Source organism: Citrobacter sp. Cpo032 (assembly GCF_030332975.1).
In the GTDB taxonomy this organism is placed as follows: domain Bacteria; phylum Pseudomonadota; class Gammaproteobacteria; order Enterobacterales; family Enterobacteriaceae; genus Citrobacter; species Citrobacter portucalensis.
This window is the reverse complement of sequence record NZ_JAOWGU010000026.1, coordinates 1-293: the sequence shown is the minus strand read 5'-3', so window position 1 is coordinate 293 and position 293 is coordinate 1. Positions and strand designations below refer to the sequence as shown.

The 293-nt window shown below is 49.1% G+C and carries 1 pseudogene; it reads right to left on the bottom strand.

From position 1 onward, the window contains the following. Positions 1 to 293 (bottom strand): annotated as a pseudogene (locus tag OGY33_RS00705) (T6SS immunity protein Tli3 family protein); the annotation flags it as partial.

The window sequence follows — 293 nt, the reverse complement described above, 5'->3', positions numbered from 1 at the left end:
CCTGCATCCATATCGCAGTGCATCCGGGTCCAGCCCTTATAGCCCACCACCTCCGGCTCTTTGTCCGGCAGGTTTTGATAATTCGCTTTTTCTGACTCAACAAGATTATCCAGTCCTTTTTTCATAAAAATAACCATACCCCACGCATACCCTGGAGATTCAGGTCTGATGTGGGCATTCACATACTTGCCACCGGATTTATGCTTGCCTGGCCTGTAGAGATAATAGGTGTCATCAAAGTATTGATAGTCTATACCTGGACCACCCGGCGCCAGACGCGGGTCGTCAAAAGG